At 45.3% G+C, this 24,349-nt stretch carries 29 protein-coding genes; 16 read left to right on the top strand and 13 right to left on the bottom strand.

The window, feature by feature from the left end:
• Positions 1–113 precede the first annotated feature (113 nt).
• Complete coding sequence (locus JGK07_RS24660) at positions 114–983, top strand: STAS domain-containing protein (protein WP_293181387.1); 870 nt, start codon at positions 114–116, stop codon at positions 981–983.
• Here the strand turns inward: JGK07_RS24660 and JGK07_RS24665 are convergent.
• Positions 967–1,194 (bottom strand): hypothetical protein, encoded by a 228-nt coding sequence (locus JGK07_RS24665; RefSeq protein ID WP_293291092.1) that lies wholly within the window; start codon positions 1,192–1,194, stop codon positions 967–969. The genes JGK07_RS24660 and JGK07_RS24665 overlap by 17 nt on opposite strands.
• Before the next feature lie 14 nt (positions 1,195–1,208).
• On the opposite strand from JGK07_RS24665, the gene JGK07_RS24670 reads away from it, so the two are divergent.
• Positions 1,209–1,583 (top strand): STAS domain-containing protein, encoded by a 375-nt coding sequence (locus JGK07_RS24670; RefSeq protein ID WP_293146581.1) that lies wholly within the window; start codon positions 1,209–1,211, stop codon positions 1,581–1,583.
• Between the two features lie 175 nt (positions 1,584–1,758).
• On the opposite strand, the gene JGK07_RS24675 is transcribed toward JGK07_RS24670, so the two are convergent.
• A complete protein-coding gene (locus JGK07_RS24675) occupies positions 1,759–1,938 on the bottom strand; it encodes a hypothetical protein (RefSeq protein ID WP_293181384.1) in 180 nt (59 codons plus the stop codon).
• A gap of 95 nt (positions 1,939–2,033) precedes the next feature.
• Between JGK07_RS24675 and JGK07_RS24680 the strand changes: the two genes are divergently transcribed.
• From JGK07_RS24680 to JGK07_RS24695, 4 genes are all read left to right on the top strand, one after another.
• The gene (locus JGK07_RS24680; protein ID WP_293191250.1) at positions 2,034–2,432 is read left to right on the top strand and encodes an anti-sigma regulatory factor; all 399 of its coding nucleotides are present in this window, start codon (positions 2,034–2,036) and stop codon (positions 2,430–2,432) included.
• Between the two features lie 407 nt (positions 2,433–2,839).
• Positions 2,840–3,859 carry an ATP-binding SpoIIE family protein phosphatase gene (locus JGK07_RS24685; protein WP_293181378.1) on the top strand — a complete coding sequence of 340 codons (1,020 nt, stop codon included), beginning with the start codon at positions 2,840–2,842 and terminating at the stop codon, positions 3,857–3,859.
• A 103-nt stretch (positions 3,860–3,962) separates the two neighbouring features.
• Complete coding sequence (locus JGK07_RS24690; RefSeq protein WP_293291094.1) at positions 3,963–5,501, top strand: ATP-binding protein; 1,539 nt, start codon at positions 3,963–3,965, stop codon at positions 5,499–5,501.
• A gap of 569 nt (positions 5,502–6,070) precedes the next feature.
• Positions 6,071–7,543, top strand: a complete 1,473-nt coding sequence (locus JGK07_RS24695; protein WP_293191254.1) for an MBOAT family protein — start codon at positions 6,071–6,073, stop codon at positions 7,541–7,543.
• Between the two features lie 92 nt (positions 7,544–7,635).
• On the opposite strand, the gene JGK07_RS24700 is transcribed toward JGK07_RS24695, so the two are convergent.
• On the bottom strand, positions 7,636–8,460 hold the full coding sequence (locus tag JGK07_RS24700; RefSeq protein ID WP_293206511.1) for a sulfurtransferase: 825 nt from the start codon (positions 8,458–8,460) through the stop codon (positions 7,636–7,638).
• Positions 8,461–8,956: 496 nt separating this feature from the next.
• The gene (locus JGK07_RS24705; RefSeq protein WP_293243024.1) at positions 8,957–9,952 is read right to left on the bottom strand and encodes a hypothetical protein; all 996 of its coding nucleotides are present in this window, start codon (positions 9,950–9,952) and stop codon (positions 8,957–8,959) included.
• 16 nt (positions 9,953–9,968) lie between these two features.
• Here JGK07_RS24705 and JGK07_RS24710 point away from each other — a divergent pair, with 16 nt between their 5' ends.
• From JGK07_RS24710 to glmU, 3 genes are all read left to right on the top strand, one after another.
• Entirely contained in the window at positions 9,969–10,118 is a 150-nt protein-coding gene (locus JGK07_RS24710) for a hypothetical protein (protein ID WP_293225840.1), read from the top strand.
• A 138-nt stretch (positions 10,119–10,256) separates the two neighbouring features.
• On the top strand, positions 10,257–10,481 hold the full coding sequence (locus tag JGK07_RS24715) for a hypothetical protein (RefSeq protein WP_293225842.1): 225 nt from the start codon (positions 10,257–10,259) through the stop codon (positions 10,479–10,481).
• Positions 10,478–11,863, top strand: a complete 1,386-nt coding sequence (gene glmU, locus JGK07_RS24720; RefSeq protein WP_293225844.1) for a bifunctional UDP-N-acetylglucosamine diphosphorylase/glucosamine-1-phosphate N-acetyltransferase GlmU — start codon at positions 10,478–10,480, stop codon at positions 11,861–11,863. Before JGK07_RS24715 ends, glmU begins: the two co-directional genes overlap by 4 nt.
• Positions 11,864–11,957: 94 nt before the next feature.
• Here glmU and JGK07_RS24725 read toward each other — a convergent pair whose 3' ends face one another.
• The 7 genes from JGK07_RS24725 to JGK07_RS24755 all read right to left on the bottom strand — a co-directional run bounded on the left by JGK07_RS24725 (position 11,958) and on the right by JGK07_RS24755 (position 16,806).
• Complete coding sequence (locus JGK07_RS24725; protein ID WP_293191260.1) at positions 11,958–12,668, bottom strand: hypothetical protein; 711 nt, start codon at positions 12,666–12,668, stop codon at positions 11,958–11,960.
• Between the two features lie 765 nt (positions 12,669–13,433).
• Entirely contained in the window at positions 13,434–13,934 is a 501-nt protein-coding gene (locus JGK07_RS24730; RefSeq protein WP_293181345.1) for a hypothetical protein, read from the bottom strand.
• 73 nt (positions 13,935–14,007) lie between these two features.
• Positions 14,008–14,511 (bottom strand): hypothetical protein, encoded by a 504-nt coding sequence (locus JGK07_RS24735; RefSeq protein WP_293181342.1) that lies wholly within the window; start codon positions 14,509–14,511, stop codon positions 14,008–14,010.
• A 74-nt stretch (positions 14,512–14,585) separates the two neighbouring features.
• Entirely contained in the window at positions 14,586–14,846 is a 261-nt protein-coding gene (locus JGK07_RS24740) for a tetratricopeptide repeat protein (protein WP_293181339.1), read from the bottom strand.
• Between the two features lie 22 nt (positions 14,847–14,868).
• Positions 14,869–15,627: a hypothetical protein gene (locus JGK07_RS24745; protein ID WP_293181336.1), complete on the bottom strand. Its 759-nt coding sequence runs from the start codon at positions 15,625–15,627 to the stop codon at positions 14,869–14,871.
• Positions 15,628–15,668: 41 nt separating this feature from the next.
• On the bottom strand, positions 15,669–16,313 hold the full coding sequence (locus JGK07_RS24750; RefSeq protein WP_293197139.1) for a tetratricopeptide repeat protein: 645 nt from the start codon (positions 16,311–16,313) through the stop codon (positions 15,669–15,671).
• Between the two features lie 115 nt (positions 16,314–16,428).
• Entirely contained in the window at positions 16,429–16,806 is a 378-nt protein-coding gene (locus tag JGK07_RS24755) for a hypothetical protein (RefSeq protein ID WP_293197138.1), read from the bottom strand.
• 197 nt (positions 16,807–17,003) lie between these two features.
• Between JGK07_RS24755 and JGK07_RS24760 the strand changes: the two genes are divergently transcribed.
• The 4 genes from JGK07_RS24760 (at position 17,004) to JGK07_RS24775 (ending at position 19,334) form a co-directional block, all read left to right on the top strand.
• Complete coding sequence (locus JGK07_RS24760) at positions 17,004–18,254, top strand: WD40 repeat domain-containing protein (protein WP_293243028.1); 1,251 nt, start codon at positions 17,004–17,006, stop codon at positions 18,252–18,254.
• A 75-nt stretch (positions 18,255–18,329) separates the two neighbouring features.
• Positions 18,330–18,626 carry a type II toxin-antitoxin system ParD family antitoxin gene (locus JGK07_RS24765; protein ID WP_293225000.1) on the top strand — a complete coding sequence of 99 codons (297 nt, stop codon included), beginning with the start codon at positions 18,330–18,332 and terminating at the stop codon, positions 18,624–18,626.
• A 22-nt stretch (positions 18,627–18,648) separates the two neighbouring features.
• Entirely contained in the window at positions 18,649–18,972 is a 324-nt protein-coding gene (locus tag JGK07_RS24770; protein WP_293191274.1) for a hypothetical protein, read from the top strand.
• Positions 18,969–19,334, top strand: a complete 366-nt coding sequence (locus tag JGK07_RS24775; protein WP_293191276.1) for an aspartyl protease — start codon at positions 18,969–18,971, stop codon at positions 19,332–19,334. The genes JGK07_RS24770 and JGK07_RS24775 overlap by 4 nt, the downstream gene beginning before the upstream one ends.
• Positions 19,335–19,487: 153 nt before the next feature.
• On the opposite strand, the gene JGK07_RS24780 is transcribed toward JGK07_RS24775, so the two are convergent.
• Both JGK07_RS24780 and JGK07_RS24785 read right to left on the bottom strand, forming a co-directional pair.
• Positions 19,488–20,423 (bottom strand): isoaspartyl peptidase/L-asparaginase, encoded by a 936-nt coding sequence (locus JGK07_RS24780; protein WP_293225002.1) that lies wholly within the window; start codon positions 20,421–20,423, stop codon positions 19,488–19,490.
• A gap of 64 nt (positions 20,424–20,487) precedes the next feature.
• Positions 20,488–20,643 carry a DUF2256 domain-containing protein gene (locus tag JGK07_RS24785; protein ID WP_265237541.1) on the bottom strand — a complete coding sequence of 52 codons (156 nt, stop codon included), beginning with the start codon at positions 20,641–20,643 and terminating at the stop codon, positions 20,488–20,490.
• Positions 20,644–20,884: 241 nt separating this feature from the next.
• Here JGK07_RS24785 and JGK07_RS24790 point away from each other — a divergent pair, with 241 nt between their 5' ends.
• The 3 genes from JGK07_RS24790 to JGK07_RS24800 all read left to right on the top strand — a co-directional run bounded on the left by JGK07_RS24790 (position 20,885) and on the right by JGK07_RS24800 (position 24,223).
• Positions 20,885–21,808: an RNA methyltransferase gene (locus JGK07_RS24790; RefSeq protein ID WP_293225039.1), complete on the top strand. Its 924-nt coding sequence runs from the start codon at positions 20,885–20,887 to the stop codon at positions 21,806–21,808.
• Positions 21,809–22,062: 254 nt separating this feature from the next.
• Entirely contained in the window at positions 22,063–23,643 is a 1,581-nt protein-coding gene (locus tag JGK07_RS24795) for a serine hydrolase (protein ID WP_293291096.1), read from the top strand.
• 178 nt (positions 23,644–23,821) lie between these two features.
• Entirely contained in the window at positions 23,822–24,223 is a 402-nt protein-coding gene (locus JGK07_RS24800; protein ID WP_293191283.1) for a hypothetical protein, read from the top strand.
• The last annotated feature ends 126 nt before the right edge of the window (positions 24,224–24,349 follow it).

Consider the following 24,349-nt stretch of genomic DNA (forward strand, 5'->3'; position numbering starts at 1 on the left):
CCGATCGCAAACAGCAAACAGTGAGCTAAACTCAGAAGTTACCCCATCCAAAATACCAAGAGTGCGATCGCTCGTACAATTTTATCCAAATTGCTAAGCAGGAGATAATTTTAATGGAACTCACAAGCAATAACACGATCGCGGAAATCCTCGAAAAAAACAAAGCTGAGTTACTAGCAGACTGGCTCAAAGAACTGCAAAACACCGGGCTGCGGCGGGACGACTTGATGAGAGCCAAAGAATTGCGATCGGAGTGTCAAGAGTTCCTGCAATTGCTCCAAATAGCTGTGGGACACGGTAACTTGAGCGACATCCAGACACCAGAGTGGGAAAATATGCGGCTGCTGCTGGCCGAAGTTTCGCGATCGCGCGTTCAGAGGGGCTTTACCCCATCAGAGATAGCCAGTTTTATATTATGCTTCAAAAAGCCATTGTTCGATCGGCTTTGTCGCGAATTGACACAAAACCGCGACGCACTTGTCGAACAACTTTGGCTTTCCACCAGCTTATTAGACCAGCTCGGTCTTTGGGTGACAGAAATCTTTCTCAAAGCTCGCGAAGAAGTCATCGAACGCCAGCAGCAAGAAATGCTCGAATTGTCAACACCTGTAGTCAAACTTTGGCAAGGTATTCTCGCTTTACCAATGATTGGAACTCTTGACAGCGCCCGCACTCAAATAGTCATGGAAACTCTGTTGCAGGAAATCATGGAAACAGGATCAGAATTTGCGATTTTAGATATTACAGGGGTGCCTACTGTTGATACTTTAGTCGCTCAACATTTATTGAAAACTGTAGCCGCCGCCCGTTTGATGGGTACTGAGTGCATCATTAGCGGCATTCGCCCGCAAATCGCTCAAACCATCGTTCATTTGGGAGTTGACTTGCAGGATATTCTGACTAAAGCGACTTTGGCAGATGCTTTTAAAGTAGCTTTGCAACGCCAAGGTTTAACTATCAAAAATATTAAAGAGGAAAGATAAAATATAGTAATGGGTAATTGGTAATTGGTAATTGGTAATGGGTAATTGGTAATTGGTAATTGGTAATGGGTAATTGGTAATTGGTAATTGGTAATTGGTAATTGGTAATTGGTAATTGGTAATTGGTAATTGGTAATTGGTAATTGGTAATTGGTAATTGGTACTCTGTTGTGTTTATTGCTGCTAAAAATTCATTTAATTCAAAACTCAAATAGAGGTGAATTTATGGAACGGATTCCTATCCTGCAAATGGGAGAATTTCTGCTAGTAACAATCCAAGTAGATATGCACGATCGCTTGGCAATGACTTTGCAAGACGACCTGACAAACCGCATAGTAAAAACGGGAGTCAAAGGAGTTTTAATAGAAATCTCTTCCCTGGAAATTGTAGATTCTTTTATCGGTCGCATTCTCAACAATATCGCTACCATGTCGCGTTTTTTAGATGCTGAAACAGTTGTGGTGGGGATGCAGCCGGCGGTGGCGATTACGCTGGTTGAATTGGGGCTTTCTTTGACAGGAGTTCGGACAGCTTTAAGCGTTGAGAAGGGGATGAATTTATTGCGAAAATCCTTGGGTTTGTCTGATTCAGAGGTGTAAATAATCGATGAATTGTCCGGTAAGAGAGAGAGAATTAAAAAACAGGTTTGTTTGTAAATACGTTTTTGAGACAGTGAAGATTTATTGCCAGAAAGAATGGGTTGAAAGCCGGATCCCCGATTGCGAGAAATTAAAAGAAGACTATTCATGACTCCAATCCTCTTCCTTATGATTGTCAAGTGCTACTCGTGCGGTCAACTGTCAAACGATTTTGGATTTTGGATTTTGGATTTTGGATTTTGGATTTTGGATTGGGGATTGGGGATTTAAGATTTTTGATTGTCAACTGTAAACTGTCAACTCTTCCTTCTTCCTTCTTCCTTCTTCTTCCTTCTTCCTTCGTAACAACTGTCAATTGTCAACTGTCAACTGTCAACTTAAAAGGAACTAGGGTGAGGAGTGTAACTTCTATGTTTTGTGGAGAAGTTCTATTTTAACTAGAGTAGCGCCATGTCAAAACGTGAGACACTAGAAATTCGATCGTCCTCCGATATAGTCCACGTCCGGCAGCAAGTGCGAAACTTGGCTGTAGCAATGGGATTCGGCTTGGTAGACCAAACGAAAATTGTTACCGCAGCCAGCGAACTAGCCCGCAATACTGTAGACTACGGCAAGGGGGGAACTGTAACTCTGGAAACGCTGCAATTAGGTACTCGCAAAGGGCTGCGGCTGATATTTGAAGACAAGGGCCCGGGAATTCCAGATATTGAATTGGCGATGACTGATGGTTATACTTCCGATCGTGGTTTGGGTTTGGGGCTCAGCGGTTCTAAGCGGTTGATGCACGAATTTGAGATTGTTTCTAAGGTGGGTAAGGGTACTAAAATTGCGATCGTCCGTTGGAAATGAGAAGGGGAGATGGGGAGAGGGGGAGATGGGGAGAGGGGAAGATGGGGAGATGGGGGGACAAAGCGGGTTTCTAGGAGTTTTGTGTTTGGTAACTAGAAATATAGGAAGAAATTCGGTTTATAAAACGATTGATGAGGGGCGAGAAACCGGGTTTCTACGAGTTTTGTATTGAGTGGCGATAAATCTTCTAAGAAACCAGGTTTCTGAGGTGTCACTAATCACTGATTACTGCTGACTGATGAGGGCGAGAAACCGGGTTTATACGAATTTTGCATTGAGTGGCGATAAATTTTCTAAGAAACCCGGTTTCTGAGATCACTCATGATAACTGTCAACTGTCCACTGTCAACTGTCCACTGTCAACTGACTTTTTGGCGCGACAGCTTAAGATTAGAACTACACAAATAATGATAAATGTCATAGCCTTACCCGTAACAGAAGAAAGTCAAGTCGGAGAAGCGCGACGAATTGCAGTCGCCCTCGCGGCGGAAGTTGGATTTAATGAGACCGATCGCGGTAAAGTTGCAATTGCGATCGCCGAAGCAGCAAAAAACGTTGTCAAACACGCCCGCGAAGGAGAAATTTTGCTGCAAACCGTACAAACAGCGGCAGGATATAGCATTCAAATAGTAGCGCTAGACCGGGGGCCGGGTATGGCAAATGTCGGTCAGTGTTTGCGGGATGGTTTTTCGACTGCGGGAACTCTGGGAACCGGACTCGGCGCGATTCAACGCCTTTCTAGTTTTTTTGATATTCATTCTGTACCGAAACTGGGGACTGCTTTGTTAATGCGACTCTCCCCTACCCAGAATCGCGTGGAAGCCTCGGAAAACGGCAATTACTTGGAATTTGGGGTTGTTCGCTTGCCGAAAGTAGGAGAGCAGATTTGTGGCGATTCCTGGGCGACGCAAAATCATCTGAACAAAAATCTGATTTTAGTCGCTGATGGGCTTGGCTACGGGGTTTTGGCCCAGGAAGCGTCGCAGGAAGCTGTGCGAGTTTTTGGGGAAAATGCTAAACTCGGGCCGAAAGCTATTTTAGAGAAGGCTCACGCTGCTTTAAAAAATACCAGAGGAGCGGCTGCTGCGATCGCCCTGATCGATCGTACTCAAAAAACCATCTGTTTTGCCGGAGTTGGCAACATTACTGGTGTAGTGTTCACAGATAACCAAACCCGCAGCATGGTTTCCCACAACGGCACTGTTGGACATATGATGCGAAAAGTAGCAGAATTTGTCTATCCTTGGTCGTCCCATTCCTTGTTAATTATGCACTCCGATGGTTTGGCGGCACAGTGGGATTTAAACCGCTACCCGGGTTTGGCTGCGAGACATCCGGCTTTAATTGCAGCCGTACTCTACCGAGACTTTAAACGCACTCGCGATGACATGACTGTTGTAGTAGCCAAGGTAAGACAAGCAGCTTGAGAATATTTCCTAACAAGCATGAAACTGTAGGCGAACTATAAATCACGATCGTCATGAGTGATTTCCCGATCGACAATCCCCAATGCTTCAATGCGAAAATGGCATGATTTACCCAATTCTGACAACGGAAGTCCGCTTTGAACAAGACATCGTACAAGTACGCCAAAGAGCTCGCCAAATAGGCGCATTGTTGGGATTCGATTCCCAAACACAAACGCGCATCGCGACAGCCGTTTCCGAAATTGCTCGCAATGCTTTTAAATATGCAGGTGGTGGTAAAGTAGAATTTTTTGTGGAAGGGGAATCGCCACAGGTTTTTCGGACTCGGATTTCTGATAGCGGGCCGGGAATTGCTGATTTAGCGCAGGTTTTAGGCCCCAATTTTCGATCGCAAACTGGTGCGGGCCTCGGTTTAGCAGCAGCAAAGCGGTTGATGGATGAGGTGCAAATCGATTCGGCGCGCGATCGCGGGACGGCTGTACAATTAATCAAGCAGTTTTCTAAGCAGATGCCTGCGCTGAGTGCGATCGAGCTCAACAAATTACTTGATAAACTAGCGCGCCAAATTCCTGAAGATCCCTATGCGGAAATTCAGCAGCAAAATCAAGAATTGCTGCGAACTTTAGACGAACTCCGCCAGCGTCAAGAAGAACTCGTACAATTAAATCAAGAATTAGAAGATACGAATCGCGGAGTCGTCGCACTTTATGCCGAATTGAACGATAAAGCCGAATCTCTCCAGCGAGAGGGCGAACTCAAAACCAGCTTTCTCTCCAACATGAGCCACGAGTTTCGCACTCCGCTAACGACAATTCTCAGTATTTCCGAAATCTTGTTAAATCGCATCGACGGAGAACTTTCGCCCGAACAAGACAAGCAGTTAAATTTTATTCGCAAATCTGCCGAATCTCTCGCAGAACTTGTTAACGATTCCTTAGATTTAGCCAAGGTGGAAGCCGGAAAAGTAACGGTTCGCGTGGCTGATTTTGAAGTCGAAGATTTGTTCAGCGCGCTGCGCGGAATGATGCGCCCCCTGCTACCACAAAACTCGCCCGTCAGTCTAATTTTTGAAGTGCCTTTGGAACTACCAACTCTTACCACTGATGAGGGAAAAGTTTCTCAGATTTTGCGTAATCTGATTTCTAATGCGCTGAAATTTACCGAAGCGGGAGAAGTCAGAGTTGCGGCCGAAATGGGAAAGGGGGGAATGGTTACTTTTTCAGTGGCTGATACGGGTATTGGAATTCCAACCGCCGACCAAACGCGGATTTTTGAAGAATTTGTTCAAGTGGAAAATCACTTGCAGAAGGGGGTGAAAGGCACAGGATTGGGATTGTCTCTGTGTAGAAAAATGGCTGAATTTCTGGGGGGGAGTATTAAAATAGAAAGTTCGCCCGGGGTGGGTTCGACTTTTTTGGTGAATTTGCCGATCGCCTATGCTGGAGATTCAGAAGTATCTGCGGAAATCTCGGAATCTCAACCAGAGGAAACAGGGCGGGCGATCGAGAATTTGCGATCGGCTGCGCGCGATCGGGCACCAAAAGTTGCGATCGTGAAAGAGCAAAAGAGTTTTTCGCTATTTGGTGAAAGACTTGCGGGCAGAAATCCATTGTACTGCGACGTGCGCCGCCAACGATGGTGAAGTTCCGAGGTATGGATATCGTGTTCGATCGATTACCATAACCAAAATGGTTTGTAGTGCGCCTCCCATTCCGCAGCAGGAGAGCGGACTGAAGTCCTTACTGCGAACCGTTTGTAGTGCGGTTAATCGAGCGGACACGATATGAAACCGCGTTTACAAAAACGAAGTTTCTTTAATTTGCAACAGCATTTAACCCTTGTGCTGTAAAATGTATGCGTTCTCAGTAGTAACCGTAGGGTGCGTCGCCATTCACAATCCCTAAAAAAAATCGACAATTTCATAGCGACGCACCAGTGCCATCCCTCGCCGAGTGTAAACAAACCCAATAATTATATTGTAGCCAAACTTTTTTGAAATAATATAAGGTGCGTCGCTGTGAGATTGTCGCTCTTGATGCAAGGGCTTGTCGGTGGCGACGCACCCTACGAATACTTTGGCATGATTTTTAATAGTTAGTATTAGCTTTAGTCTCGATTTAAAAAACAATGAAACAGTAGCCCCGCGCTCCCAACCCACACATAATCAGCCCTTCCCAATTCTAAAATCCCAAATCCAAAATCTAAAATCGCATGACTTTCATTTCCCTTCAATATGCCCTGTTTCTATTAGTTTTGTTCGTGGCTTACTGGTTGGTTCCCCTGCGGTGGTGGCGGCTGTTTGTCATGCTGGCGGGAAGTCTGATTTTTTATGCTTCGCTGCAAATTTGGTATATTCCTCTGCTGTTAATCGGTGTTGTGTTTAATTACTGCTTGGCGATGGCGATCGGGGAACCTTTGGATTGGCGGATTGCTAATGAATCTTGGAATCGCCGGCGCTTGTTGGTACTGTGGCTGGGAATAGGGCTGAATGTTTTGCTGCTGCTGGGTTTTAAGTATGTACCTTTTTTCTTGAATTCGATCGGCACTTTGTTAAATTGGCCTGTTGCTTTAGACAGCGCTAACTGGGTGAAAACTCACGTCATCGCACCCCTGGGATTGAGTTTCTTTTGCTTTGAGTGCATTGCTTATTTGATTGATGTGTACCGAGGCGCGCCGGCTGCTACTTCGCTGCTGCACTTTGCTGCTTACAAGTTGTTTTTTGCGAAACTGATTTCCGGGCCGATTACTCGCTATCATAACTTGATATATCAACTGAAATCCCAGAAATTTCCGACGCCCGATCGCATTTCTGAGGCCCTTTGGACGATCGCCTTTGGTGCAGTAAAAAAAGGTCTTTTCGCCGACAACTTGGGAATTTATGTCGATTTAAGTTTTACCAACTTGCAGCGCGCGGGTAGCGAGGATTTGTGGCTGGCGATTTTTGCTTACGGGCTGCAACTTTATCTCGATTTTAGCGGCTACGTTGACATGGCGCGCGGTACTGCTTTGCTGTTGGGTTGGTACTTACCACCAAATTTTGATTTTCCTTATTTTAGTACGAGCATCGCTGATTTTTGGCGGCGCTGGCACATGACTTTGGGGGATTGGCTGCGGAATTATTTGTATTTTCCCTTGGGAGGTTCGCGCGTTGGTTTGTGGCGCACTTGTTTCAATTTGTCTCTTGTCATGTTAATTGCGGGAATTTGGCACGGTGCAGCTTGGGGATTTATAGTGTGGGGGGGTTTGCACGGTTTGGCTTTGGCGGTGCACCGGGTGACGGATGTGACTTTTAAGAAGTTGCGGATCGACTTTTTGTGGGAAAATCCGATCGGAATGGCAATGGGTTGGCTGTTAACTCAAACAATGGTTTTTGGTAGTTGGATATTTTTCCGGCTTCCCGATTTAAAGAATTCGGGATGGGCGATTTCGCATTTGTGGGGACATCCTGCTGATGTGCAGTTTTCGCATAAAGTTTATGTGGAAGCTTTGGGCTTGGAAAGAATACATTTAACTTGGATGTTGGCTGCTGTGGCTGCTGCTATGCTGGGGAATTATATTTTGAGTCGGGGTTTGAAGTTGGAGTTAAATTGGCCGGTGAAATTGGTATTAGTGCCGCTTTGTTTGTATGCGGTTTGGGTGTTGGCGCCGGAAGGCGGTTTACCTTATATTTATTTCGATTTTTAGGAAACGTGGCGGTTGAAACCGCGTCTATACATACAAAACCCACCTCCGTGGGTTGAAGAAAATGTTGTACAAACAAGGTTTTAACCGCCGGGTTATAGCTGATAGGAACACCAGTCACTCCAGCTACCGACATAGAGTTTAGCATCGGGAATTCCGGCGATTTCTAAGGACAGTAAATTTACGCAAGCTGTCACGCCGGAACCGCAGTAAACGATGATTTCTTCGGCTTTTTCTAATTCCGTCCATCGCTGTTTTTGTTCGGAGATCGATCGCACTTTTCCAGTTTCCTCGGTCAATCCTTGCCAAGGGTAGTTGACAGCACCCGGAATGTGGCCTGCAATAGGGTCGATCGGCTCCCGCAAGCCCTCGTATCTCTCACTTTCTCGCGAATCAACCAAAACTGTCTCCGGCAAGTCTTTTCGCTCTTTTACAGCCTCGATATCAACCGCCATATTCGGCTGCAATTGCACTACAAATTTACCATCGCGGATTTCTGTCCAAGTATCTGTTACCGGATATCCCGCCGCTTTCCAAGCACTGAAACCGCCGTCTAACAAAGCGACTTTGCTGTGTCCCATGTATCGCATCAGCCACCACAAGCGAGACGCAAAAGCTAGTCGCGAATCGTCATAAGCCACGACTAAAGTTTCTGATGAATTAATGCCGATAGCGCTGAATTTATTAGCTAATTCTGCAATATTGGGCAGCGGGTGTCTGCCACCGTGGGTGCCAACTACACTCGCCAGATCTTCGTTTAAATCTAAATAGAAAGATCCGGGAATGTGACTTTCTTGATATTGTTTTTGTCCCAATTTTCGATCGGCAAGAGCAAACCGACAGTCTACAATTACCACTTGCGGATTTTCGGTATTGGCGGCCAACCATTCAGGGGAAACGATTAAATTATTGTCATTCATAACTATTCAAATTTGTGCTAGGACATCTCTCGGTAATTCATAAATACCCAAGAAAGCAGAATATCTCGGCTAATTCTTAGGTATGTAGTTGCGCTTTAGCGCTCTTTGAGATATATAGGAAATAGCGCTTGAACTAGGCTAATTCTTAGGTATGTAGTTGCGCTTTAGCGCTCTTTGAGATATATAGGAAAGAGCGCTTGATCTAGGCTAATTCTTAGGTATGTAGTTGCGCTTCAGCGCTCTTTGAGATATATAGGAAAGAGCGCTTAATCTAGGCTAATTCTTAGGTATGTAGTTGCGCTTCAGCGCTCTTTGAGATATATAGGAAAGAGCGCTTGATCTAGGCTAATTTTTAGGTATGTAGTTGCGCTTCAGCGCTCTTTGAGATATATAGGAAAGAGCGCTTGATCTAGGCTAATTCTTAGGTATGTAGTTGCGCTTCAGCGCTCTTACATATATATAAGAAAGAGCGCCCAAGCGCAACAACGTACCTAATTTATCGAGAAGGATTTGCTTTCTCCGGTTCGGCTTTTTCGGAATTAGCTTTCTTAGGATTAGGTTTTTCGGAGCTTTCTTTTTCGGGATTGGCTTTCTTAGAAGTTGGTTGCTCCGGTTCGGCTTTTTCGGAATTGGCTTTTTTCGGAGTTGCTTTTTCGGCTGTTGCGGGAGTTGGCTCTGCGGGAGGTGGATTTACTGCTGATTCTTGAGCGTAAAGCAGATATTTTTGATACTCGATTACTTTTGTCTGAGCTAGTTCGTGGTTGGCGCTGGACACGGGTACTCTTCTCATCAACGATACCGCTTCTTGCCAGCGATCGACAACGATCGTCCAATCTTCCTTCGTTTTTGCCGATCGCCCTAACTCTGCTGCTTTGAGGGCGCTGTTAACGGCTTCTCGAAAGGTATCCGGTACTCTTGCTACATTGGCAGTTTCATCTGGATTCTTCAGAGCAGTTGCTGGCGGCTCGTTTAACATCTTACTGACAAATGCCACCACGGCGATCGCCAACAAACCCGTTACCAGCCCGACGACAATGAAAGTCGATCGCAATCGGTTCTCAAATGCAGCCAATTCCGGCGATTTCTCCTCATCCATATCTGTACTCTCTCTTTCTGTGCGATCGTCCATATTAGCAACATTAGCAACCGCAATATTAGGGACAGATTCTCCCGCAAAGCTTTGTGGTTCCAAAATGCTGCTCTCCAAATTAAACTCTTGACTCCAAGCAGCCCCAATCTCACCGCTTTCTCGCCCCTCAACCTTCACTTTGCGAATCGAATTCGGCTGCAAATCCGTCAGTTTTTCACGGACAAAATCAACTAATGTATCTTCTATCGGTAGTTGCTCTGCCTCCAGAATTACATCCAAACAGTCGCCGTCGAGATTCGCGGAGGCTGCGATCCCTTCAGATGGCAACTGGCTGTTGAGCCAAGATGCGATCGCCTGTGGATTTCCCTGCTTGGCAAGTTCCTGAAAATTAAGCTCTGTCATAGCTGGACACCTGATAATGCAGAAAGGAAGGAAGAAGGAAGAAGGAAGAAGGAAGAAGGAAGAAGGAAGAAGGAAGAAGAAAGTCGGAAGAAGGAAGAAGGAAGAAGAAAGTCGGAAGAAGGAAGAAGGAAGGAGGAAGAAGCAACTAATAGTTTTTTTGAGTTAAAAACACCATAACTGAAATTCAACGAATAGTATAATCTATCTCGGTAAATTCAAGCTCAAAGATGCAAATTATCACCCTCGCTCCCCCTCGCATCTCTTGGGGAAGGACTGAAGTCCTTACTGCGAAACGAACTCAGGTTTGATCGTTGCGACTTCAGCCCTCAGAAATTTGATATCGGGCGCGCAACTCCAAGATACCGCAAGCATCGCCCCTCAAACCGACATCAGGCTGCAAAAAGACTTGCTGCGCCCGGATTCGAGATTCGAGATTAAAAAATTGTGCGATCGCAGTGCCATCGACGGACAGCGAGTGATATCATCATTTAGTCAATTTTTTATAGCAAATAGCTCGATCGCACAATGATAGCAATAGCAATTTTAGCTGCTGGACGCGGCACGCGCATGAAATCTGACTTGCCCAAAGTTCTCCACGAATTGGGTGGTCGATCGCTAGTTGAGCGAGTCCTCCAAAGTTGTCAAGAAATAGAAATTTCCCGGCGACTTGTCATAGTCGGTTATCGAGGTGAACTCGTTAAACAATCTCTGATGGAAGCTCATGAAAAATCGGACAATTCTCAATTTCCTCCCCTAGAATTTGTCGAACAAACCGAACAATTGGGAACCGGTCACGCCATCCAGCAATTGCTGCCTCACTTAAAGGGATTTCCAGGAGATTTGCTGGTATTAAATGGGGATGTACCTTTGCTGAGGGCAGAAACTATCAAACAATTGATGGCAATTCACCAACAGCACCAAAACTCTGCTACTATATTGACAGCTAATTTGCCGAATCCTCAAGGATATGGGCGAGTATTTACTGACAGTCAAAACTTAGTCCAGCAAATTGTCGAAGACCGCGATTGTACAACAACTCAAAAGCAAAACCAGCGAATCAATGCAGGTGTTTATTGTTTTCACTGGCCGCATTTAGAGAAAATTTTGCCAGATTTGAAAGCAGACAATGACCAAAAAGAATATTACCTAACTGATACGGTAAGTATTCTCTCTCCCGTGATGGCGGTGGATGTTGAAGATTATCAAGAAATCTTGGGAATTAACGATCGCAAACATTTAGCCACAGCTTCCGATATTTTGCAAGCGCGGGTAAAGGATAAGTGGATGAAAGCGGGCGTGACGCTGATCGATGCCAACAGCATCACGATCGACGATACCGTAGAGTTGCAGTCGGATGTCGTAATTGAACCGCAAACTCACTTGCGGGGTAAAACTTCGATCGCCTCTGGGAGTCGCATCGGGCCCGGTAGTTTGATTGAAAACAGTCAAATCAAGGAAAACGTGACTGTGCTTTATTCAGTAATTTCTGACAGTATTGTGGCAGAAAATTCGCGAATTGGCCCCTACGCACACCTGCGGGGACACGCGCAAATAGGCGCCAACTGTCGCGTGGGCAATTTTGTAGAATTGAAAAATACTCAAATTGGCGATCGAACTAATGTCGCTCACTTGTCTTATTTAGGCGACGCGACTTTGGGAGAAAAAGTCAACATCGGCGCTGGGACAATTACCGCCAATTACGACGGCAAAAATAAGCACAAAACTCAAATAGGCGATCGGAGCAAAACAGGTTCCAACAGTGTGTTGGTGGCACCGATAACTTTGGGAGAAGATGTTAATGTCGCGGCTGGTTCTATAGTAACAGAAGATGTTCCCAATGACTGTTTAGTAATTGCCCGTTCCCGCCAAGTTGTCAAACCAGGTTGGAAATTGAAAGATGGAAACAAATAACTAGGTTTGTAGTGAGGACTTTAGTCCGCAAAAAGAACTAGGTTTGTAGTGAAGACTTTAGTCCGCAAAAAGAACTAGGTTTGTAGTGAAGACTTTAGTCCGCAGAATTTTCACTCTGACTGCAATCATCACTACAAATACTTTCGTGCGATCGCGCGTGGAGGTAGTTGTTAATCGCTTTGGCGATTTCTACTTGCTTGTAAGGGCTCATAGTGTGGGGAAGGGATATGCGATCTCCTCCACTAACTAACAGTCTAACTTGGTACCAAACATCATGATCCCGATCTTTTGTGCGATCGACTTCCACCCCATAAATCTCGAACAGAGAGCGTTTAATTACTTTACGGGCCAACAAACCCCGCCGTTTAACAGTCAAGGTGTTGGAAGTTCCATCGAAGCTGTAGGTTTCTTTATTTCCCAAGGCGATGACTCCGACTCCTGCGAGCAAAAATATGCCTCCTGTCCATCCCAACCAGCGATCGTCTTGGCTTAAGCGCAGCAAGCGAGATTTTGCATTTTTAAGATAAAAATTGATGTCCGAAGCAGCAGCGTCTTTATTCCCCCAGTTAGTCGAGTTAGCACTAAAAGGAACATCGCCAACATTCGTCACAAGTACAACTCTGCTTTTGGAGCCAAATCTTTCTACTTTAGCTCCCTGCAAAGCAGCAAGCTGAATTTCTTGGATGTTCGATCCCAGTAAGTGCGATCGCACCAACTGACAATTTCCTTGTTTTTCGTGCGATCGCTGGCAGCTCAAAGTTGCTGCATGATAGTCAAAAGTCAGCCCGATCAGTCCAAATGTCATTAATAAACAACTAGGGAACCAAAAATCTAATATGCTTTTAGTCTGAATTATTAGTTCCGTTGCTGTGTACTTGATTATTTTCATTTACTTCACCTTTTAAATCCAAAACTGATGTTACAGATCGACTTCCCGACCAGGCTACGTCAAATTGTTAACTTATATATTATTGGAAGCGATCCTATAGGATAACCCTTTTTATCTTGCTAATAGGCTAGCACTAAAATGTCTAACCGACAACAAATGTCGCGAGTTCACCTGCGGCTGCGTTTGAGAGACCTTTCCGTGATTTAAGGACAGGAATATTAAAAAATATTAATTATCTCATTGGGAGTGAAACGTTAGCTTTCTAGCGCGATCGTACAGGAAGTAATGGCAAACAAAAATGAAGAAAACTTTATAATGTAACAGAATGTAAAGTTTATTGGCGCCTACCTAAGTATCGTTAATTATTGATTTGGGCGATTAGCCTAGAGGGATAGCTGCGCCGCGCGTACTTAAAGTCGCAGGTGCATTCATTTAGTGCGATCGCTTGTCCAAATAGCTGCAAATGGAGTCAGCCATTTTTTGTTGTTTTTGCTTTCTGCTGTTAAAGTACATCTTGGGTTGAGATAACATTAACAGACAAAGATAGTAGCGAATACCTTAATTTTTATATTTTCCAGTACCTACTTCTACTCATAAATCTCGCAATAGAAGTATCCGGTAAAATTATTCACCCACCAACCCCGTTGTTCAACAGTCATTTTACCGAAAGTTTTATCAAAGCTATAGATTTAATTTTTCGCGCTTCCAAACATATTCTAATACCCCCGTCACCACACATATGCTCCCTAATGTCCATAGAAACCAACGATCGTCTTGACTTACATTCAACGATTTGCGATCGGGATTTGCAACAAAATCATTGATTTTATTAGCAATATCATTTTTATCCCCCCAAGCAGTGTAGCCATCCGTAAACGGAATTTCCCCCGATTTGGTTAACAGTTCAACTCTGGTGCTACGCTTCCTACCTGTGGTAACTTTGCCTCCCACTAAATTATCCAGAGATATTTCTTGAATATTTGAACCCAAAAAGCTCCATCCTGTGAGTTTACAATTGCCTTGTTTAGATTCTATGCGTTGGCAACTTAGAGTTGTATTTGTTGCATTAAAAGCCAGCCACAATCCAATGAGAATGAAGGGCAAGCTAGATAACAAGTCCAGCCAGATGTTAGATCTTGTAATTTTTAGTTCATTAAAAGGCGTTCCCTTGAGTTTTTTCATGAGTTCATTTTTTTGATGACACAAAAGCTTGAATAGGTATTTTCTCTATTGTGTCCATTTTATCATGCACAAATTATTTGACAATGCCTCGGGTGCACTTGCTTGGCAAAGATATTGCTTCAGTGCTATGACTGCGATCGCACGTCGAGACATAGCTGCGGATTAAGTCAGCCATTTGGCATTGTTCTGTTACTGAATTGCTTCTCAAACAAATGCGATCGCACCCCAACATCAATAACTCAACATAGTAGCTATAATTTCCCTCGCCATCTTCTATTTCGGCTAATTCGACTGCACAAATATCGCGAATCGATCGTTCGACAACATGATTAAGCGACAAACCCCGTCGTTTAACGGTCATTTTCCCCAAAGTTTTATCAAAGATATAAATTTCAGATATCGCGCCATCCAACAAACACAGGGAGAATAACAGAAATATGCCTCCACCGATCCAGTTGGATGCCAAGATGATCTGCAATAATCCAATTATAATGAAGGGAGAAATTAAGACTAAACCGTCCCAGATGCTAGAGTTTTGAATTATTAGTTTAGTTGGTGTTTGCTTGAGAACTTTCATAAGCTTATCCTGTTATTTTTGAGAACGATCTAAATTACTGATTTCTCTGCTGTACGCAATTTGTTATGCACGGATTATTTAGTCCGGCGGCCGACGAGCGCCATCTTGGTATTGCCAACAGCCTTGACAGCATAAGCATCGCCCGGAAGCACCTGCAAAGCTCTGTTAAAATTGATTAAAGCCGTTTGATAGTCTCTTTGCGCGTAGCAGACATAGCCAAGTTTTATTAATTTTTTAAATTCATCTTTGTTACCGGGTACAGATGCTGCATCAAGTCGAGGAGATGGCTGAGTACCCGGAGATGATTCTTGAGTTGCTGGTGGGTGGGGAAACATCAGTTTGTTGAGTCTAAGTGCATCAATCTTGATAATCTGAACCTCGCTTTCCCATCATTCCCCAATAAGCCACACCGTAAAGTTGAGCAGCCTGCATTGCTTCCTCGTCATAGCCTTGAGCTTTGAACAAAGCCTCGGCCTCTTTGAGATAGCCCATTGCTTGTTCTTTATTGTTGGTTGCATCTTGAACCATCAAAGCTAATCCCAATTTCATGCGAGCATCAGCATCATTAGGATCACTTTTAATTGCTGTTTTCCAGTGGGTAATTTCCTCTTCTATAGTGTCCCATTTGAGTTCGTTAGAGTTATCTGTGGGAAAGCCGTCAAGACCATAATTTCTAATATTCAAGAATGTCGCAATGACTTCGGCTGTTTTGTGCTTGCTTCCTAAACCAGTGCTGAAACTAGAAGTTAGAGGAACACGTCTCTTACCTGAGTTCAACACCAGACATACACGATAGGTATTGCTCTCACTGCTCGACATCTCCTGTATTTCCACGCCTGAAATATCTTGAAGCAGGTGTTTGATAAGTTTCGTTTTGGCAATCAGTGGTTTATGCCGCTTGATAGTCAGATGACCGAGACTTTTATCAAATGCAATGGTTTCTATCTCGACAAATATCACCAATAGCAAACCAACGACAGCAAATAAATAAAGGAAAAAACTGCCAGAAGACAAACCTCCAAATACGCCTACTAATAAAAAACTTCCCCCAACAAATAGCTGCATCCAAAATGCGAACATTTCTACGAATTCTAGTTTGTCTGATGTTTGTTTCATGATTTTGTGTTGAGTTAATGTTAAGTGAATGTTGATGTGGATTATTTGCTATTTGATTGGGCGATCGCGTTTTTGGTATTGTCAACAGCATTGACAGCATAAGTATTGCCCGGGCGTACCTGCAAAGCTCTGTTAAAGTTGATTAAAGCTGTTTGATAGTCTCCCTGTCCGTAGTAGGCATAACCGAGCTTCATCGATTGTTTGAAGTCATATTGTTGACCGCCAACGGTACCAAAGCTAGGCTCAGGAATAGGTGCTGGCGAAAGTTGAGGGGATGACTCGGAACTAGGAGATTTCTCGGAAGCAGGAGATTGCTCTTGACTTGGCGATGAAGAAGTGCTGAAATCTGAAGGAAAAGAAGAGGGCGATTGCTCGCTAGATCCTTGGTTTACGGTTATGGTTCCCGACTGAGCCAATTTTGTAAACTCTGCGCCATAACTTACCACAGTAATAATGCCTCCTAATAAAAACATTGGCCATGCAGCTAGTTGAATCAAAAGTGTTTTTCTGATTTTTTTATTGCTCCATTTCTTAATATAAAAAATTAAGGAAGCAAATGGAATAAACCAGTAAAGTAATCCCCAAACTACTTCTTCTTGGAAAGCTTGAACTAATCCCCAGATATAGCCAACAGTAGCTAAAATAAAACCCAGACTAAAAAATAAGGCGATCGCAATTTCAGACATTTTCTATTTCTCCTTTTGATGTATAGTTGTTTTCCAAATCGATTGCTTCAAGTAAGTCAGATGGTTGAGCAGCAACAAGCACAGAATTAGGCTCGGCGCTAGGTGCTGCGGAAACTTAAGGAGATGGTTTGGGTTTGGGAGCAGGCGATAGCTTAGGTGATGGAGAAGTATTGGAATCCGAAGGAAAAGCAGAGGGCGATTGCTCGTTAGAACCCCGATCTACATTAGGTGAGGGTGCGGGTGCAAAAATTGCTGTAGTAATGCTTCCCAATACAATCATGAACCATCCAGCACATTGAATTAAAAAAGTTTTTCTAATTTTGAGATTACCCCATTTTTTGGCATAAAAAACGAATCCAGCAAATGGGACAACCAGGTAAAGCACACCCCAAACAACCTCCTCTTGGAAAGCTTGAACCAATCCCCAGATAGAACCAACTAAACTTAAAACTAAACCTAGAGCAAAAAATAAGCCGATCGCAATTCCAGACATTTTCTATTTCTCCGCTTGATGTATAGTTGTTTTGCAAACTGTAAAGGTAAGGATTGAAACGCATTTTCAACCCGAAACTCTTTTGGCTGTTTGCTGTGTTAAAAATAGATTAGTGGTGAATCCAGTCCGATCGCGCACAGCGAATGTTAGGATTTTGGTTAGGAATTTGACTAGGAACTCGATCGCGACTGCCACAAATGACACCCTCAAACCTCGATCGACCCGAAGAACCGTTTGTACGGGCAATTTACGACTGGGACATCGAAAAGCTCTACAGCGACTTAGCCAATGCCAAACTAGAATTCGCCCCCCACACCCGAAGAGGGCTGACACCCGTGGAAAAAAGGCACTTGTGCGGCTTGCTGTGCGGTTACAGCCCCGCCGAGATGGCGGTACTTCTTAACAAACAAATCAAGGGTGTAGAGGTTGACTTATCCAAAACCTTGTACCGATACATAGAAATATTGACAAATCGACCCCGAAATGCGCTCAAAAATTGGAGGGATGCGATCGACTGGCTGGTAATAGCCGGGTATAAAAAACAACCAAAAACCTCATCCGGCGCAGTCTTAAAAGCCACTCTCCACCATTCAGACAGCATTCTCTCGGCTGCGATCAGTCCCGACGGACAATTACTAGCAACCGGTTCTCACGACAGTACAGTGAAAGTTTGGAGTTTGCACAGCGGGGAACTGCTGCGGACTATTTGCGGACATTCAACCGCCGTGTTGCTAGTTGCTTTCAGCCCCGCTAGCAAAACGCTGCTGACGCGATCGCGCGCGGGTACAGTCAAACTGTGGAACCTGCAAAATGGAGAACAGATGAAGCGTTTAGCAGACGTACACCGCCACGAATCTGTCGCTGTGAGTCCCGACTGGCAAATTTTGGCGATCGGCACCACCTGTGGCACTGTCAAGCTGCAACACCTCAACAGCGGCCAACTGCTGCAAGTTTTGAAAGGCTATCAAGGAGATGACATAAGTGCGATCGCCCTGAGTCCCAACGGCAAAATGTTAATAGCCAGCGGGCTGAATGCAACCAGCGGTTTCTGTCGGGCTACCGTCACTTTGTGGGAATTACCGGGGGGAGAAGTGCGGCGAACATTTGGTAGCGAAAATTATGTAGCAATTACTCCAGACAGCCAAATTCTAGTCTGTCATTCCAACAAAACGATCGCACTGTGGAATTTGGAAACAGGCGAATTATTGCATTCGGTGCAAACCGGAATTCGCATCACTTCCGCCGCCGCCATTAGCCCCGACGGGAAATATTTTGCTGTGGGCTGTTTTGACGGTACTGTTAGGCTTTGGAATTTGCGCGGCGAATTGCTGCACGCTTTGGAGGGACATTCGGGCCCGGTGTCGGCGGTGGCGATCGGGAAGTTGGGCGACACTCTGGTCAGCGGTAGCGATAATGGTACAGTTAAACTTTGGCAGTTGCGAATTTAAGATGGTTGAGGTGAATGGTGATGATTAAATTATTATAGTATAATTGATTTAAGGTTTTTTAGAAGGGCCCAGACAATGAACGTTACCCTAACACCCGAACAAGAAAATTACGTGCGCTCGCAATTACAAGGTGGCAACTATGACAGCGTTCAAGAACTACTTAGCGAAGCATTGCAACTGCTAGAAGAAAGAAATCGCGCATTGAAACAGCAGCGTCTGGCAGCACTCAGACAAAAAATTGCTAGCGGTACTGAGCAAATTGCTCAAGGAAAAGTGACTGATGGTGAAGTAGTTTTTGCCAGATTGCAGGAAAAAATTCGCTTAATTTCTGAGTCTGGAGCCGGAATGAGTCGGCGATCTTTGCTAAACTAGATTCAGAGCTAATACAAAAACTATGATAACAGCACCTGCCGGATGGAAACCCCGCCACATCTCTGACAAATACAAAAAAACTCCGATTTCTCCCGAAGAGAAAGCAAAACAAAAAGCTGAAAGCCAAGTGCGGTGGCAGCGCTGTCGCCCGATTTTTGAACGAGTCCGCGACGAACTCATGGCGACTCACTACAATTGGTACGTTGTTATCGATCCTGATAGTGGCGAATATTTTGTTGAGAAAGATCAACTCGTCGCTTTTGGGAAGCTGTTAACAAATTCTCCCCAAAAACTAATGGTTGTTCGGCGCTTGAATGAGACCGGAGTTTGTGGCAGTATTTTATGATTCAAGGAAAGTTTGATGAAGAGACAAATCAACTATTTTTTGAAATAAGTTTGGTAGCTGCTGATGGGGAAGTCATATTTGCGGATGCGCTTCTAGATACAGGATTCAGCGGTTGGTTGGCGATAAACAGCCAAGATTTAGATTTTAATTGGCTGCTTGTAGATGATGAATACCCCATGAAGACTGCACGAGGAGAAGGTACTTTTAATATTTATATCGGCACTGTGCAAATTGACGGTCAAGAATTTAATATTCCTGTGGTAGCAGGAGATGAGATACCAGAAATTATCATCGGGATGGAATGGCTGAAAACTAAACGGTTAGTGGTAGATTTGGCGGCGGGAATCCTGACTTTGGGGTGAAGTTTTTGGCTCGTTACGGGATAGCTACCGTTCGTTTTAATATCAAGTCCGAATCGGAACGAGGCTACCGGACATGATATTAAACTAACGCCGATCGAGATTCCCGACAACTCCTGCGAAGTCGGGAATCTAAACCACCGCTTCTATGCAAATTTAAGCAACAAAAACTAACGTTCCCTTGTTTGTTTCCAAAGTATCGCCCATTTCCGTACCGTTGTGAAAAGCACCGAGAATGATCTCGCTAGTTTTGCCGATCGCGATCGCACCATTAGCATCAATCCCGATCGCACCAAAATCTCGTTTGCGATCGTCAGCTTCCGCAAAAGAACGCTCAAAAGCAGCTTTCAAACTCAAACCATCCGTTACCCGAATCACAATTCGCGCCGCCAAACACTCATCCATGATGTGCTCGCCGATACCCGTACAGCTAACCGCCGCATTCCCAGTCGCGTAATTTCCCGCAGGCATTGCGGAGTCGCTAACCCGCCCGATACGCTCAAAACCCTTGCCGCCAGTCGATGTTCCCGCAGCCAAGCGTCCCTGAGTATCCAAAGCTACAACGCCGATCGTGCCAACACCCGCAGGTTCCGCGACCACATTAGCCATTGCTCTGTTAAAATTGCCTTGGCGTTCCTGCATCCACTCGTGCAAGCGCAAATCCGTCATCGGATCGTAAATCGGTAAGTGAAGTTCTCGCAGCAATTCCGCCGCACCGTAATCTGAGAGTACGCGATCGTCCGAATTCTGCAAAAATTGAGCAAGTTCGATCGGATTTTGAACGCGAGCCACATTAATCGTGCCACTGAAACGCTGCGCCAAACCGTCCATCAGCGAAGCACTCATCCGAATTTGCCCGTCCGACTGTACCACAGAACCCGTACCCGCATTAAATCGCGGGTCATCTTCCAACAACCGACAGCCCTGCACTACTGCATCTACGGCACTTGCGCCATTTTTCAGCAGCGGATACACTGCCTCCAAAACATCGTAAAGCGACTTCCGCACCGCTTCAATTCCGCCCTTGCTTTGCAGACAACTACCGGCACCGCCGTGAATAACTAGCTTTGGTTGCACCTGTTGCGATGCCATACTTCTAACCGTGAAATTTTTCCTTTGCAATCTTAGCCTCAGTTTGGCAAATGGCAAGACATTCTTAATTTTCTGTGCTATTACGGCGGCGGCGACAGCGATCCGAGCAGTATTTCACCTCATCCCAGCAGTCGGCCCATTTTTTGCGCCAAGTAAAAGGTCGATCGCACACCGGACACATCTTAGTCGGTAAATCGGACTTCAATCGTTGCTTTGCCATGCTAATTTTGACAGTAGGTAAATTAACTATAGTCTTTCTTAATTATTTGAGGGAATGGGGAATCGGGAATCGGGAATCGGGAATCGGGAATCGGGAATCGGGAATCGGGAATCGGGAATGGTTACTGGTTACTTGTTACTTGTTAGTGATTTTTCTAATAGCCAATGCCCAATTACCAATTACCAATTACCAATTACCAATTACCAATTACCAATTACCAATTACCAATTACCAATTACCAATGCCCCATGCCAACATCCGAATCGTCTTAGTCGAACCCGCAGGGCCCTTAAATGTGGGATCTGTAGCCCGCGTGATGAAAAATATGGGTTTGCACCAATTAATTTTGGTGAATCCCCAGTGCGATTATTTAGGGGAAGAAGCCCGGTTGATGGCTGTGCGCGCCGCCGACATACTGGAAACGGCGACAGTAGTTGAGAGTTTGCCGGCTGCTTTGGTAGGATGTGTCAGGGCGATCGCAACGACAGGAGATGATGGTCGATCGCACCCAATGCCGCTAGAATCACCAGCAGATGCTTTACCTTGGTTATTAGAAGCCCCCAGCGCCCTAATTTTTGGTCGAGAAGATTGTGGATTGACTAACGCCGAATTAAACCGCGCCCAGCGCTTGATTCGGATTCCCAGCAGCGATGCTTACACTTCCTTAAATCTCGCTCAAGCTGTAGCTATTTGCTGCTATGAATTGTATCGGGACGAAGATTTCCGAAGGAAGAGGGAAGAAGGAAGAGGGAAGAAGGAAGAGGGAAGTTCGGCAACAGATTCTGTAACGGATGTAACGGATACAAGGAATCAGGAAGAGGGAATATTTTCCCAATCCCCCCCTCTCCCCCTCTCCCAATCCCCCCCTCTCCCAATCCCCCCCTCTCCCCCTCTCCCCAACAGTGCTCCCTTGGAACAGTTGGAGGGATACTACCAGCAACTAGAAGGGCTGCTGCTGAAAATTGGATATTTGCAGCCGCACACAGCAGCAAGTCGGATGGAAAAATTTCGGCGTTTGTACAACAGGGCTTATCCGACAGTGGATGAAGTCGCCATGCTGCGGGGCGCGATTCGTCAAACAGAATGGGGATTGAAAAGTTATCCGCGATCGCCAGTTTCTGATACTCTGGATGGGGCGTTGCCGGAAAATCCAACGGATAGCTAGGTGTCGTGGTATTAGAAACCGGGTTTCTTGCCGGGAAATTACCTTAAAGCGTAGGTTTTTAGTCAAGAAACCCGGTTTCTTGGGTGACAATTGGGTGCAGGGGTGCGTGTGGAGTAAATCTAAAATCTAAAATCTAAAATCTAAAATCTAAAATCGATTGGCTGTTAAGCTAAAAAATCTTAAACTTGAAATTTACAGTGCAGAAGGAGTAAGACGTGGCAGAGCGGTTTCCCAAACGATCGATATTATCAGTGATGTCCTCGATAGCCTCTGCCAACTCCGGCCCGCAGCCGCCTCAATCCGGCACAGCAAGCGAGTCTGGCAAATCCAGCCGTCGCCGCCCTCCCCAACCGCCAAATAGCAATTCCGAAATTCCCCCATCAGAAACTGCGACTTTCTCACCACAACCAAGCCGCAGCAAGAGAAGTAGAGCCAATTCTCCCGCACCTACCTCCGAAGAATTGAGCGCGCAGGACTTTTTGTCCAATCCCCAATCAGCAATTAATCCCAGAAAACCCAGAAGCAGCAAAACCACCAAAATTGGGGAGGCGAAGAGTCGCCAACCTCGCAAAAAAGGCCTCGCTGCTGTGGATATGTTCGCTTTTCCCGAACCAAATTCCCCTGTCAGCACTCGGGCCAGCAATCCCATCAGCGAACCCGAAACGACAACTCCCCCCGCACCCCGTAAAAGTCGAGCCAGCGCACCACCAGAGAGCATTCCAGACCCGGTAACAGCCCCCAAGGTCAAAAAAGCCCCCGTGCCGAAACCGCGCCCGCAAGCGAATCAGAGACCGGGCAAACGCTCTGCAACTGGGAACGTGCCGCCGTTGGTATATGCTACTCGGTTGCTGATTTTGGGAGTTGGGATGGCGGTGATTTGCGGTACGCTGCTGTCAGTGGTGAATGCTGTGAGTCGATCGGGCGTAGCGACACAGGAAACCCCCGCAGGCCAGAAAAACCCAGCCGATAGCGCAGTTGCTGCACCAGCCACCCCAGAAGCATTGCAATTGAATCAAGAAATAGCAGCTTTGAAAACAGAAGTTCAGGTGATAGCAACGGAAAATGCCACTTTGACAGCGGGAATATTTCTAGTTGATTTAGATACAGGAAGCTATGTAAATTTTAACGGCGATGCTCCTTTTGCTTCAGCGAGCACGATAAAAGTGCCAATTTTAGTAGCTTTTTTCCAAGCAGTAGATGAAGGCAAAATCCAGTTAGATCAAGTGCTGACGCTGAAACCGGAACACATTGTCGGCGGTTCTGGGGATATGCAAGACGACGCACCGGGTGAAAAATATTCGGCTTTGGAAGTTGCGAAAAAGATGATTGTTGTCAGCGACAATACCGCGACAAATATGATGGTTGAGTTGCTGGGAGGTGCGGAGGTTTTAAATCAGCAATTTGCCAACTGGGGATTGAGGGCGACGGTGCTGCACAATAAGTTGCCAGATTTGGAGGGAACGAATACTAGCAGCCCGAAGGATTTGATAAATATTATAGCTCAAGTCGATCGCGGAAATTTGGTTTCTGTCAAATCGCGCGATCGTATTTTGCAAATCATGCGGCAAACTAAAAACGATTCTTTGCTACCGAGAGGCTTGGGCGAAGGAGCAGTGATTGCTCACAAAACCGGCAACATTAATACAATGCTAGCCGATGCGGGGATGGTAGATTTGCCAAACGGCAAGCGTTATTTAGTAGCGGTGATGGTGAAGCATCCGCCGGAAACCGAGAAGCCAGCTCAAACATTGATTCGGGATATTTCTAAGATGAGTTACCGCTATTTAAACGACGGGGAAACACCCGCCGAGTCCAAAGTGAAAATCAAAAATTAATTGATTCACCCTAAAATATGTTTAAGGAAAACCGGGCGAATGGAATTCGCGTCTACACAAACAAAACCCGCCTCCGCGGGTTGAAGAAAATCGGGCGAATGGAATTCGCCGTCTTCTCTATTCCGGGCCAGTTAGCGCAAGTCCCGTAGAGTTTACAAACTATAAATGAGTTTGTATTATGAAACTAACCACCCGACTTGCTTGTTTGCTAGCACTCTCAACCTTAGCCGTGGGAGTCTCCCCCGCCTTCAGCAATCCCCTTCGCTCTTCTCAAAGTGAATTCACGGATATTACAGTTACTTCCAATAATATCGAACTGAATCGAGCGAAAAACCTAGCCCGTCAAGCAGCAGAGAATACTAACGGCGGTTTGGGCGAATATCGAGCCGAAGCATCGATGCACGGCGCATCAGCCGAATCGCCTTTTGTTGACAATGGTGACGGTACTTGGACATTTACTTTTCAAGGTTACAAACCCGGTTCATCTGTCTATACGGTTGAGACAGTTGTGACTGTTTCCCAACATGGCAGAATCACAGTTAATTACAACGGACGCATTCGTAGCTCAAGCCGATTTTAGAAACACCAGGACTCTTCTAGGTATGTAGTTGCGCTTTAGCGCTCTTTCATCCTAATATAAGAAAGAGCGCTGAAGCGCAACTACGTACCTTTTTGATTTGAGGTATGTTGTTGCGCTTTAGCGCTC

Origin of the sequence: Microcoleus sp. PH2017_24_DOB_U_A (assembly GCF_020738205.1) — a bacterium.
GTDB lineage: Bacteria > Cyanobacteriota > Cyanobacteriia > Cyanobacteriales > Microcoleaceae > Microcoleus.